Source organism: Pseudoalteromonas sp. CF6-2 (assembly GCF_021729425.1).
In the GTDB taxonomy this organism is placed as follows: domain Bacteria; phylum Pseudomonadota; class Gammaproteobacteria; order Enterobacterales; family Alteromonadaceae; genus Pseudoalteromonas; species Pseudoalteromonas arabiensis.
The window spans coordinates 2,804,760-2,818,433 of record NZ_CP091442.1; the positions used below are offsets into that span (position 1 = coordinate 2,804,760).

At 41.0% G+C, this 13,674-nt stretch carries 9 protein-coding genes; 2 read left to right on the top strand and 7 right to left on the bottom strand.

The features are described 5' to 3' along the window. Window positions 1-91: 91 nt before the first annotated feature. The 5 genes from L3Q70_RS13005 to L3Q70_RS13025 form a co-directional block, all read right to left on the bottom strand. Window positions 92-511, bottom strand: coding sequence for a DUF1801 domain-containing protein (locus L3Q70_RS13005; protein WP_237114398.1), 420 nt, complete (start codon window positions 509-511; stop codon window positions 92-94). A gap of 224 nt (window positions 512-735) precedes the next feature. After that, window positions 736-1,359 carry a 3'-5' exonuclease gene (locus L3Q70_RS13010; RefSeq protein WP_193987746.1) on the bottom strand — a complete coding sequence of 208 codons (624 nt, stop codon included), beginning with the start codon at window positions 1,357-1,359 and terminating at the stop codon, window positions 736-738. A 9-nt stretch (window positions 1,360-1,368) separates the two neighbouring features. Next, complete coding sequence (locus L3Q70_RS13015; protein ID WP_237114399.1) at window positions 1,369-3,207, bottom strand: DUF294 nucleotidyltransferase-like domain-containing protein; 1,839 nt, start codon at window positions 3,205-3,207, stop codon at window positions 1,369-1,371. A gap of 117 nt (window positions 3,208-3,324) precedes the next feature. After that, window positions 3,325-5,049 (bottom strand): sodium:solute symporter family protein, encoded by a 1,725-nt coding sequence (locus L3Q70_RS13020; RefSeq protein ID WP_062568812.1) that lies wholly within the window; start codon window positions 5,047-5,049, stop codon window positions 3,325-3,327. A 10-nt stretch (window positions 5,050-5,059) separates the two neighbouring features. Next, the gene (locus L3Q70_RS13025) at window positions 5,060-5,323 is read right to left on the bottom strand and encodes a DUF4212 domain-containing protein (protein ID WP_004586074.1); all 264 of its coding nucleotides are present in this window, start codon (window positions 5,321-5,323) and stop codon (window positions 5,060-5,062) included. 384 nt (window positions 5,324-5,707) lie between these two features. Between L3Q70_RS13025 and L3Q70_RS13030 the strand changes: the two genes are divergently transcribed. Then, on the top strand, window positions 5,708-9,148 hold the full coding sequence (locus L3Q70_RS13030) for a PAS-domain containing protein (protein ID WP_062568811.1): 3,441 nt from the start codon (window positions 5,708-5,710) through the stop codon (window positions 9,146-9,148). 12 nt (window positions 9,149-9,160) lie between these two features. Here the strand turns inward: L3Q70_RS13030 and L3Q70_RS13035 are convergent, their stop codons facing one another. Then, complete coding sequence (locus L3Q70_RS13035) at window positions 9,161-11,776, bottom strand: DUF2339 domain-containing protein (protein ID WP_237114400.1); 2,616 nt, start codon at window positions 11,774-11,776, stop codon at window positions 9,161-9,163. A gap of 357 nt (window positions 11,777-12,133) precedes the next feature. On the opposite strand from L3Q70_RS13035, the gene purU reads away from it, so the two are divergent. Further along, entirely contained in the window at window positions 12,134-12,964 is an 831-nt protein-coding gene (gene purU / locus L3Q70_RS13040; protein WP_237114401.1) for a formyltetrahydrofolate deformylase, read from the top strand. A gap of 50 nt (window positions 12,965-13,014) precedes the next feature. On the opposite strand, the gene L3Q70_RS13045 is transcribed toward purU, so the two are convergent. After that, window positions 13,015-13,668, bottom strand: a complete 654-nt coding sequence (locus L3Q70_RS13045; protein WP_062568808.1) for a response regulator transcription factor — start codon at window positions 13,666-13,668, stop codon at window positions 13,015-13,017. Window positions 13,669-13,674 lie beyond the last annotated feature (6 nt).

A 13,674-nucleotide genomic window follows, 5' to 3' on the forward strand; every position in this document is an offset into this window, starting at 1 on the left:
GGTAATCGACCTTTGAAGTTTTTATAAGAGGTCTGCAGAAAAAGAAGTTGATTTATAGCGTAGGCGCGATTTTATATCGCGTTTTACTTTCTCATACACCTAAAAGAGGTAATTTCTTACGCTGCTGATACGTTAAAGCTATCTCCAAGCAGTGTTTAATTGCAGCTTCTGGTAGAGGCTCAGTGAGTGATAACACAATTGCCCTATTTCCCTGAAACACCAACGTTTCACTATACAATTGACGAAAGGTATCAATTAACTTGGTTTGGCAATGAAAGAAGAGGTAGTAATTAGTAGGAGACTTTAACTTCCAATCTAACCTTATTGGGCTACCTGTTTTAATACTATAACTAGGTTCTCCCCACTTTAGAGACTCTTGAACATCACCTAATTCTAGTTCAGCGGCAATGTTAAATACAAAACTTCGAAGCGCCATTAAACGAATTCGAGCATGTTCTGGGTATTTTTCAAAGTGCTCACTCACTTGTGTGTTGGTTATATTATGCAACATACATTATTCCTTTAAACAAAACACAGCTGCTAATACTAGCATAAGTAGAACCTACTTAGATGGGCGTAGAGCGTACATGCATCAAAGGGCGACTGCTCATTATCCCTGAAATCTCGATGATTATTTCCTATTGGGTCGAGGATGACATAATACGTGTCATGCGTGTTCTACATCAAAAACAAAAATTCCCTCGAGATTAACCCTTTTCAAATAACGCCTGCTAATCAAACCACCTCCCCTACTTTTAATGGTTTACCCCGGCTGATTTGATGGCACTGCGCTAAGAATAACTCGGCAGTTGCCATGGCATCAGTAAGGGCATGGTGCGAGCTGTAATGCGGTAAATTGTAACGTTTGCGACATTCGCTGAGAGTTAAGTCATCGTGGCCAATTTCATGACCTTGTTTATGGAGGCGCTTTTTTTCAATCACAAAAGTATCAAGAATCAAACGCGCTTTTGCCTTTAAACCGAACTTACGACACGCTTGTTTTAAAAAACCCCAATCCAGCGCCGCATTATGAAACACCAAAATACACTCATCAAAATACTCATGCAGCTTGCCAAGGATCGTTTCTAAGCTTTCGCCTGCATCTATATCTTGCTTAGCAATACCGTGATAAATCGGGCTTTGCTCTAAACTTTGCACATCTTTATTTATTAAGTGCTGAGCACCGCTGAGTTTAATACATTGATCTTCTATCATCACCCACGCCACAGAGACGATTTCATGCTTGCGAGGGTCAAGACCTGTTAATTCCATATCGATCACAATGTAGCGTTCTTTATAGGCATTAGACGCCAATAATTGCTTGCGTGCTAAATACCGACTTAACCAGCGTTTTACCATTGTGCTCTCCTATAAACTTCCGCGAGCAAATTTAAAGGCAGCAGCTTGCTGTGCTTGTTTAACCAAGTAAAACGCTTCTTTTAATTGGTGGCGCTCTAGGGAGTTTAAGGCATTTGGATTAATGCAGTTACTCGGTAGGCCTTCTTCATTTATTTGCGTACCTAAACGCAGCTGCGTTAAAAAACGCCAGCAATCTTTTAGGTTATACAAATCATCTTTATTGAGTAATGAAAATCTCATTAAGGCATCGATTCGCTCTTGCGTATTAGCCCGCTGAATACCCGCTTTGAGAGAATATAAACGCACTATATCGTTGATGATCACCACACCACGTTTTTTTAAATCAAGGTACTTATGCTGCTTGTCATCTTTTTCTAGCTTAAATTGATTAAACAATCCGATTGGTACAGGTGTATTTTTAATATCACTGGCCATAGCCGCATAGAATAAGTCATTTTTAGAAATACGTTTTAATTGTTCACAGAAGCTTGCATATAAGGTTGTTGAGCCTTCAATAAACCGTAAATCAAAAAATATTTTGCAATTGAGCATGGCCCCTGGCGTGGGGGAGGTAATCCATTTATAGAATTTTTCAGTCCATGCACTTATACCCATTCTGCACTGTGGGTTGCTCGCCATAATATTACCTGGGCAACGTTTAATACCGCATTCAGTCAACTGATCGCATACAAACTCGCCCATACGTCTGAAGTAATCTTGCTGCTGTTCAGTTAACCCATCTGGCAACAGTAAGCCATTGTCTTGATCTGAATGCAGGGTTTGTTCTTCACGGGCCTGCGAACCAAAGCAAATAAAGCTAAAGCTGGTTGGCGCAGCACCATTATCTTCTTGAAACAAACGAATTAAGCGCGAGGTCAAGGCATCAGTTAAACCACTTAATAATTTACCAATCAGTGAGATATCATCGATATTATTCGAAAAACCTTTTAATAAGCTCGGGATTTCTTGCGAATAGCGTTTTAAGTCAACCACACTATGCGCTTTATAAATACGACCAATCAATTGCACAGGGTCACTTTTTTGCTGACGCAATAAATCAGTGCTGGTTAGCATACCCAATGGTTTATGGTGCTCATCAAGTACAGGTAAATGATGAATATTGTATTTGAGCATCAAGTGCAACGCTGAAAACACCCGATTATTCTCAAAAATAAACTTTGGTTTAGCAGTCATAATACTGCTGACAGACTCTTGTGGGTCAACCTCATCGGCTAATACACGGTTGCGCAAGTCTCTGTCTGTAACGACCCCCACTAAACGCTCATTTTCTGTGAGCATAATCGACGAGACACCCTGTTTTTTCATTTTCTTAGCGATTTGTCGAATGCTCGCATCAGGTGCTGAGATGACTGCTTTTCGGTTCATCAACTCCGCTATTTTCTTTTCAGACCAACTCTCATTTTGACTCTTATAGTGAGATGAAAGCAGGCGATTCTTGTGAGCTCGCACAAAGTATTGCTCAAATACTTTGTATTCACGACGCAAATAGTCAAATGCCGCTTGGCCTAACATGTAGACAATGCCTTCCTTTTGCACAGAAATACTATTTTGAATGGCCTCGCCTGTTAGCAATGAGGGAAAGCCAAAGTAATCGCCAGTTGCCAACTTAGCAATCACATCGCCTTTTGCATCAACCAAATCGTAATCACCAGAGCGAATCAAAAACAACTTTGGATTTTCTGAGCTTAACCACTGATTTTGATTCTCACGGGTAAGGTAAATAATATCGAGATGGTTAACAAAGTACTCGCAGGCAGCCATATCAAGCTGATTAAAAGGGGTTTGCTGCATCACAAATTGGGCGACTTCCTGTTGCTCGGTATTCATGGTCATTCTCGCTATTCGATGGGGCAATATCTACACTACTCCCGTTTTAAATAAATAAAAAGCCCGACTTAAGTCGGGCTTTTAACCTTCAAGAGTGTGTTCTCATAAATGGCATTTTTAGTGCGCGTGCGCTGCGCTCGAACCTTTCGGGTTACGAATACTTTCAACCATTTCTTGGATTTCAACTGGCGTTTCAGCCGTTAGTTTAAGTACGATACCTGCCACTACAAAGTTAACAATCATACCAACTAGACCGATCCCCTCAGGAGAGATACCAAATAACCAGTGTGCAGGCGCATTTAGCTCAGGGCTTACGAACTTGAAGTAGATAATATAAGCCGCAGTGAAAGTAATACCTGTCACCATACCCGCGATTGCACCTTCTTTATTCATCTTCTTAGAGAAGATACCCATTATGATAGCTGGGAAGAAGCTCGCCGCTGCTAAGCCGAATGCAAAGGCAACAACCGAGGCCACAAACCCTGGCGGGTTAATACCAAAGTAAGCTGAAATCACAATCGCTATCATTGCCGCTAATCGCGCTGCAAGTAGCTCTTGTTTGTCACTAATATCTGGTTTTAAGGTACGTTTTAATAAGTCATGGGATACCGAGGTCGAGATTACCAATAGTAAGCCTGCAGTTGTTGATAGCGCTGCTGCGATACCACCCGCTGCAACTAATGCAATCACCCATGCTGGTAAGTCTGCAATTTCAGGGTTTGCAAGTACCATGATGTCGCGGTCAACATTCACTTCATTAGCGCTGTTTGGATCATCAATCTTACCTGCTGAGTAGAACATTTTGCCGTCACCGTTTTTATCATTAAAGGTAATAAGGCCTGTTCTTTCCCAGTTCTTAACCCATGCTGGCGCTTCAGCATACTCTGTACCGCTTCCATCTTTACCATTAATTGTATCGATCATGTTTACACGGGCAAACGATGCAACAGCAGGTGCAGTTGTATAAACAATAGCAATGAAAACAAGCGTCCATGCCGCTGAGATACGTGTGTCTTTAACACGAGGAACAGTGAAGAAACGAACGATTACGTGAGGCAGACCCGCAGTACCAACCATTAACGCACCTGTGATTGCGAATACATCAATCATGCTCTTCGAGCCTTCGGTATATTGCGCAAAGCCGAGTTCAGTACTGAGCCCATCAAGTTTATCAAGTACAAACTGTCCTGAGCCATCACTTAACGTTGCACCAAACCCTGTTTGTGGGAAGAAGTGACCCGTCATCATCATTGAAATGAAGATTGCTGGAACAAGGTAAGCAAATACCAGTACACAATACTGCGCTACTTGCGTATATGTAATGCCTTTCATCCCGCCTAATACAGCGTAGAAAAAAACAATCACCATGCCAATGTAAACACCGGTCTCAATATCAACTTCTAAAAAGCGAGAGAATACAACACCTACACCACGCATTTGACCTGCAATGTATGTAAAACAAATAAAGATGGCGCATAATATTGCCACAATCCGTGCTGCTTGTGAGTAATAACGATCACCAATGAAATCGGGCACCGTAAACTTGCCAAACTTACGAAGGTAAGGCGCAAGACATAAAGCAAGAAGTACGTAACCGCCTGTCCAACCCATTAGATATACACCACCATCATAACCCGCAAACGAGATGATACCCGCCATTGAGATAAACGATGCTGCACTCATCCAGTCAGCGGCCGTTGCCATACCATTGGCCAGTGGTGGAACACCGCCACCAGCAACATAGAATTCATTTGTTGACCCTGCACGGGCCCAGATTGCGATGCCGATGTAAAGCGCGAAGCTTAAACCGACAATAATAAACGTGAGTGTTTGAACATCCATTGCTTAGCTCCTATTCGTCTACGCCGTATTTTTTATCTAACGTATTCATTTTGAAAACGTAAACAAAAATCAAAGCAACAAAGGTGTAAATTGCGCCTTGCTGGGAGAACCAGAAGCCGAGTTTAAACCCAAAAAAACGTACTTCGTTCAGTACATCTACCAATAAAATGCCAAAACCAAATGAGACGACAAACCACACTGCTAACAGTTTAAATAGCAGTGAAATATTTTCCGCCCAATAAGCTTTTGCTTGTTCTTCATCTTTAAAAGCCATTTTTATCCCCTTATACATTACCAATGTAATGAGTGGTATTAGTTGTCATAAACTAAGTTAGCAAGGGTTCAGCAATATGGAATTGATACCATAGTCGTAACAACCAGTTTACGTTTACGTAAACTGTAAAATCGCATTTGTAAACAGTCAGTAAAAAGCAATATTTAACAAAGAGTTAACCTGTAATTATAAATCTGCGAAATACTGAAAATAGCAAAAACGAATGATCTGCGACATTAGTCTAATAAAAATACAAAAAAACATTAAAGACAATGTTTTTCAATAAGTTAAATATAAAACTTTGTATATAGAAAAAATCAACACATCGAAATTATTGATAATTCTGATAAGGTAGAGTTATTACAATAATTACTGAATTTAGACATGACAGCTGCGCTTATTTTTGTTGCACTCGCCTACATTGGCGTGTTGTTCTGGCTAGCTAACTGGGGGGATAAAACCACTCCATTAGCAAAACGTATTAGCCATCACCCCTTTGTATACTCATTCTCTTTAGGGATTTACTGTACGTCTTGGACTTACTATGGTTCGGTGGGCACAGCTGCTACCAGTAGTTGGAACTACCTGCCTATTTTAATCGGTCCTGCGCTGCTGTTTTTCTTCGGTCAGGGCTTTTTACGTAAACTCGTTTTAGTCAGTAAAAAACAAAATATCACCACTATTGCCGACTTTATTTCAGCCCGCTATGGCAAACGTCAAACTACTGCAATTATGGTTACTATCATAGCCTTACTTGCGACTATCCCTTATATCGCCTTACAACTCAAAGCACTTAGTAGTAGCTTTTTATTATTGCAAAATGATAGCCGTATTTCGGGTTCTATGCTGGCACTGTCGGCGACCTTAATCATGGCAATGTTTGCTATCTTTTTTGGCACACGAAAAGTGGATGTAACCGAATATCGCTCAGGGCTGATGCTCGCTGTTGCATTCGAATCTATGGTGAAATTACTAGCTTTGGTTGCCGTTGCGGGACTTGCTTTATACACATTATTTAATTTGAGTACGGTGCAAACTGAGCAATTAACAGGCTCTATTTGGCAGCATTGGCATAACTTTGATTTTCTGAGCTTCAATTTTATTGGCCAGTCTTTAATGGCCGCAGCCGCTATAATCTGTTTGCCAAGGCAATTTCATGTGACCGTTGTTGATAACCAAGACAAACGTCACCTTTATACCGCACGTTGGGCATTTCCACTTTATTTACTGTTAACGGCGGCAATGATTTTTCCGATTGCGACAGCGGCTATTCATCCTGGTATTGGTAGTGGCTTTTCACCCGATAGCTTTGTGTTAGCACTGCCTTTAATACATGAAAACGCGTTTTTAACCACCTTTGTTTTTATTGGCGGTTTATCTGCTGCAACAGCGATGATTGTGGTCGCTACACTTACCTTAAGTACCATGATCTCAAACGATGTGGTTTTACCTTTAATGTTGCGTCGTAAGTTTAAACGTAACCTCATAACAAGTAGTTATAAATCACAGATTTTACTTGTGAGACGCTTCACTATTGCTGGCATTTTGATCTTATCTTATTTCTACCAGCAATGGTTTGGCCATGGTAAAGCGCTGGCAAGCATGGGCTTGGTTGCCTTTTCACTGGTTTCACAATTACTGCCTGCTATCGTCGGTGGCCTATACTGGCGTAAAGGCCATGCTTATGGTGTGTATGCTGGTTTGCTTGCAGGTGTTATTTGCTGGATTCTATTTTTAATGCTGCCTATTTTAGATGCGGGTAACAGCCTAGATGCCGAGTTACAGCAAACACTTATAACACGAGGTACGCTAATCGCATTATTTGCGAATATCGGCTGTTATATTAGCTTTTCACTGGGTGCTGATGAGCGCTTAATAGATAAGATTCAAGCCGCTGCATTTGTAAACCCGAAAGAGCAAGCGGTATTTGCAAGACGCTTAAATAAGAACGTTAAAGCCACGGTATACGACTTTAAAGTACTATTACAAACCTTCTTGGGTATTCAGCGCAGTCAACAGGTACTTGCACACTTTGCATTAAGCAATAAACTTGATGACAACAATGCTCACCCAGAGCCTGAGTTTATTGCCTATTGTGAGCGCGCTTTAACAGGCGTACTAGGCGCATCGTCTGCCCAAGCGCTTATTCATACCGTAGCCTCAGGGAAACGCATGGCGTTTGAAGAGGTCGTCAATTTCTTTGACGAAACAACGCAAGCACTGCAATTTAATCAAAACCTGTTGTTCACCTCGCTTGAAAATCTCAGTCATGGTATTTCAGTTGTTGATAAAGAACTCAACTTGGTTGCTTGGAATAAACGCTACGCAGAAATGTTCCACTACCCTGAGGGCTTTTTAGAAGTAGGCCAAGCGATTGAAGAGGTGATCCGTTACAACGCAGAACGCGGAGAGTGCGGCCCAGGGGAGATAGAACGGCATGTAGAAAAACGCGTGCAACACCTTAAAAATGGCAGCCCACACCACTTTATTCGTCACCGTCGTAATGGCCAAGTCTTTGAGATGATAGGCAACCCACTGCCTGATGGTGGGTTTGTGACCAGTTTTTCAGATATAACAGCGCATATTGAAACCCAAAACGCTCTTGAGGAAGTCAATATGGATCTTGAAAACCGTATCGAAGCACGAACGCAAGAAATACGAACGATTAACAAAGATCTGCAAGCGCAAATTGACAGTCGAGTACAAACTGAGCAAGCACTCACTTTGGCTAAAAAAGAAGCTGAGCAAGCGAATGACAGTAAAACTCGCTTTTTGGCACTGGCCAGTCACGATATCTTACAACCGCTTAATGCTGCTCGACTTTATTTAGCAGCCATTGATGACAAAACCCTCTCGAGTAATAACTTAAACAATTTTGAAAAACTCGGTGCAAGTTTAGATTCAACCGTCCACCTGATGTCTGCATTACTTGAAATAGCGAAGCTAGAACAAGGTGCGATGACGCCAACTCCACGCCATTTTAGTATTGACGATATTCTTGCCCCCCTTAAAAATGAATACGCAATTATGTCGAGTGAAAAAGGCTTGAAACTCACAGTGCGCTCTGCAGGGATCATTGTACATAGCGACATCACTTATCTGCGCCGAATTATTCAAAACCTTGTTTCTAATGCAGTAAAATACACTGATAAAGGAAGAGTATTAATTGCGTGTCGTAAACGAAAACACCATCTTCGTATTGAAGTATGGGATACAGGTCCTGGCATATCACAGTTGGAACAAGCAAAAATTTTCAACGACTTTTATCGTATTGAAGCAGGTGACAATAAAGGGGTCGGTCTTGGCTTAGGCGTGGTAAAAAGAATGGCAGACTTATTGTCTTTACGCTTAGATGTAAGCTCAAACCTAGGTAAAGGAAGCCGCTTTAGTATTGAAGTCCCTTATGGAGAGAGACAGTTTATACAACAAAAACAAACGCCGAAAAAAGGCATGGAAAACCGCTCTGCCATGAATATTGTCGCAGTAGATGATGACCCTGAAAACCTTAATGCAATGGCAAGCCTTCTACAAAAATGGCAAGCTAATTATCAGTTATTCGATAACGTAAATGCGATTATGGCATATGCTAAAGATCATCGTGCCCCAGATGTAATCCTGATGGATTATCAGCTTGGTCACGACTGTGACGGCATTACGTTAATCAAAACATTACGTGAAATTTGGCAAAGCCCTGTTCCGGCAATTTTAATTACCGCTGTACGTGATGAAGCGCTTAAACAACAAGCAAAAGCTGAGAACATCCACTATCTCAGCAAGCCTGTAAAACCAGCGAAGTTAAAAGCACTGCTTAATCACAGTGCATAACCTACTCTCTCTTTAAGGCAAAGCGTGTGGCTTTGCCTTAAATTTTTGAAACAGCCAACTTAGTGCAACCAATGAAATACCTAAGCCAATAAATGACACAGCCCTTAGCAGCCCTGTTAGATTTGCCATATCAATCAAGAATACCTTCAACACCACTAAGGCCAGTAACCCTAGTCCAAGCTTTTGCAGATCAACGATAGAGCGCAAGTGCCCCGCAATCACCACTAATGCACCTATCAATAACCATATTAACGAATATGTATACAGTTCGGCGTCTGAGGTCGACTGCGCTAAATTAATAAGCTCACCTTGCCAGCTGTGGCGTATTTCAGCATTAATATAAAGTGCAAGAAAAGCACCTGCGAGGCAAATTAATGGCTTAACCAATTTAGTATTAATAGGCTTTATTAACTTTGCAACCCATAAGGTTATTAATGCAGGCACCAACCAGAGCAGTAATAACCAGTTAATAATTGGCCACTGACCGATATTTATAGGCTCAAAGAAAGGATTCAACGCAGTGAGTAGTTTTAATGCAAATAAACCAGCCAGTGTTAAAAGTACAATCGCCCCAGCCTGATAAAGCCTTACCAAGTGTTGAGTAAACCTTGAACGCAATAAATACACACAGCCTAACACGCCCCAGTTACAGGCAAGTAGAATGTGTTCATACACCGATAAATTCTCAAAATCAGGGTAACGTCCCACCAATTGATAACTTGTTTCAGTCGTTATAAACAAAGCAATACAATGTAAAGTGGCGCCTTCTAACCACACTCGAAGAGGTTGTTGATGCCAAAACCTTGCGGCCCAGTAAAACAAACATGCACTGACAGGGTAAACAATGAGACTCCAGTGAACACCAAACAGGTTTGTATCATTATAATCCACTAACCAAGGGGCTACACTCAAGCGTGCGAGTAAACCTGCCACTAACGCTTTTAGTGGCCAACTTGGCATTGTGATGCTGTGCTTGTTCACATAAAAACTAATCAATAGCACTTGCACCGTTAATGCGAGGGTTAAACTACTTCCTTCAAGTAGCATAGTTAGTGCTAAACTAATATTAGCATTAGCACCAAGCCAGTAGCAGAATACCTGCAAAGGATGGTTGTTATTTGCTGAGAGTTTAAATTGCAGCGCACTGACCGCTAACAACACAACACACCATAGCGGATAAGCGCTCATTAAAGCATGGTCAGGGGTAATTAAATATAAACTCGCTACAATCACAAAGGTTGATAGTGAAGCGATTAATGTAAACCCTAAACGTTTTGGATACTTGCCTGTAAAGTACCACCCATAACTTAAAAACAACGCACTAAAAAACAGCCCTACTCCGTAGTTTTGCCTAAAAACAAAAAGCTGTTCTGAAAAATCAACAGTGTTGTTTTGTGCAAGCAATAATATTACAACACATGCCAAAGCGAGCAGTAGCCAGTTATCCCATACACTATTTTTTAAAATCAAAAACAGTAATAAAACAACAAATAATAAAGTACTAAGCTGCCATACAAGCAGTGCATTGGTAGTGCTCATTAATAAAAGAACAGGGGAAATAATTGCCAGTAGTAAAGGAGTATCTGGCAGTTGCCTTAGCATTTTTGTAAAGCGATAAGGGCGATGCTCTACCTGCCTGAGCTTTAACCCTAAACGCGGTATCGCAATCAATAGTAGAATACTCAAAGCCGCATACAGATTAATAAACCATAAAAAATGGCTTGATGCAGTGACAGCCACCAACCAAAACCAACCCAAGTGACCAGCCCATAGCAAATACCATAACCAATGGCGTTTCACATAATGAGCCACTAAAGAGGCTGATACAGTAACAAAACCAACATAGGTCAGTAAGGCAATAAAGTCATTGCTTCCTGTGCTTACCCATATCGGCACACTGTAGGCGCCAATTATGCCGATAACTGCGAGCAGTGGGCCAAACCTTAATGCCATCCAACTGGCAACCAGAGATACAAAGGTCAAAATACCAAACGCAGATAAAGGCTGTAATAATTCGTAATGTGAATAAGCAAGTAAAGTTAAAGCAAAACAGCTTATAAAGCCGCCACTAGCAAGTGCCGCAGGTATGTAGTTACTAAATCCTTCAAAAACAATCCCTTTTCGGTGTAACACCTCGGCGACCGTAATTAAACTTACACCAAACACGGCCCCTAAAATAACCCGCATTGATTCTGATAATAAACCAGCTTCGAGTGAATAACGGGCAAGGAAAATCCCACCAAACGCCAGCGCTATTGCTCCTACCCACGTTAACCAATTGGCTTTAAATCGAGCAATAATTGGCGAGAAATAATCTGGCTTAGGCTGTTTTGAAACGCTAGGTTTAACAGTATGAGAATCAACTTTAAGTTGTTCAAGAGTGGTTGAGTCAGGCTCTGTGTTAGTGGGTGAAGGCTGTACATGCTCTCTTAATTGCGATTCAACATGAGCTGATACTTTAGCTTCATCAGCAAGATGCGGCTGATACGCCTTTGACGAAATCGTCTTCCTTAACGCTATCACTTCTTTTCTTAAATTTGAAAGCTGAAACAGGGCAACAATACCCGCCACTGACCCAAATAGAATTACAGCAACCAGTAACACTATTAACGCAATACCCTCATCCATACATCATCCTTGTGTCTATAAAGCAAACGCCCTAATTATCTCTACAATAAACACTTAGCGTAAGTAAAGCAACGAAGGTACGGAACCAAATCTGTTAAGGTTGATCGATGAGTGTTCGCTTTAATGTCATGTTAAAGTCAGAATCTGCTACGTCATCCTGATCTATAATGAAAACTTAAATCCTACTCACAAAAACCTCACTTTCATTCAAACCACCAATAACAAGTACTCTTTGTAATACAGTGAATTGGACTAGGCTATTCTGAAATTAATTATTAGATAGTTGAAATTGCGCTATGCAGCACTTAAAAATTAGCAAATAATAAAGGCCACAAAAACGGGATTAGAATGAGGACTATGAACACGATTTTAACCACGCAATGCGATGATGATGTTGGCTTAATTGCCAAAATCACAGGCCTTTGTCATGAGCATAATTTAAATATCACACGTAATAATGAGTTTGTTGACAAAGACGCTAAGCGCTTTTTTATGCGTACTGAGTTAAGTGGCACGGTGTCAGATAACTTTTTACCTAGGCTTGCAACCTTACTTCCAGATGGTGCTGAGCTTGCACTGCATAGCAGCGAGAAAACCAAAGTTGTGTTGCTTGCCACTAAAGAAGCACATTGTTTGGGGGGGGTTTTACTCAAACAATTTGAAAAAGCCCTGAATATTGAAGTATTAGCCGTTATCGCTAACTATCCAGACTTAGCCCCTTTGGCAGCCGGCTTTGATGTGCCATTTCATGTTGTTTCTCATGAAGGGTTGAGCCGTGCAGAGCACGATCAGCAAGTGGGTGACCTAATTGCCAGCTACCAACCTGATATTATTGGCCTTGCTAAGTATATGCGAATTTTAAGCCCTGAGTTTGTCGCTCGCTTTGAAGGTAAAATAATCAATATCCACCACTCATTTTTACCGGCATTTATCGGTGCAAAACCCTATCATCAGGCTTTTGAACGTGGCGTAAAAATCATTGGTGCAACAGCTCACTTTGTTAATAATGAGCTCGATGAAGGGCCAATTATTTTGCAAGATATAACCCATGTTAGTCATGCTGATACCGCAGAAATGATGGCAAAAATGGGGAAAGATGTAGAAAAAACAGTTTTTTGCAAAGCCTTACAGTTAGCCTCTGAGCATAAACTGTTTATTAACGGTAATCGCACCGTGGTATTTGCTTAAGTCATTTTAATGAAGAGGCTAATCGCCTCTTTATTATTTTTATTATCTAATTACGAGTTCGACTCAATAGGATCAAGTTGAAGTTTTGAGGCAATAAGGACCGCTTGAGTGCGGTTATATACACCAAGTTTTCTGAAAATAGCGGTAATATGTGCTTTTACCGTGGCCTCAGAAATATGTAATTCATAAGCGATTTGTTTATTCAATAAGCCTTCGTGTAAGTACTGCAACACTTTATATTGTTGTGGTGTTAATGAGGCTACCTGAGCGGCTATTTCTTTGTCTTCGCCATCAACCGCAGCGACTTTATCTTTAAGCTCAATGGGTAACCATACATCCCCTTCAAGAATATGGTTAATGGCTATAGCAATATCATCTGATGATGATGATTTAGGTATAAACCCCATCGCACCATATCCCATCACTTTAGAAACAATATTGATGTCTTCACTACCTGACACCACTGCTATGGGTAAGCTTGGATAGTCTTCGCGAATACGAATAAGGCCGTATAAATCGCCATTACCTGGCATGTGAAGGTCTAGCAGTAGAATATCAAGATCTTCTTGTTCGCTAAGCACTTGCAATGTGGTATCAAAGTTTTCCGATTCAAACACTTCTAAATCAGCGAACTTCGCACTCAATGCCCCTTTCAGCGCTTCACGAAATAACGGATGATCGTCCGCTATTAAAAACTGACTCATGGTTCA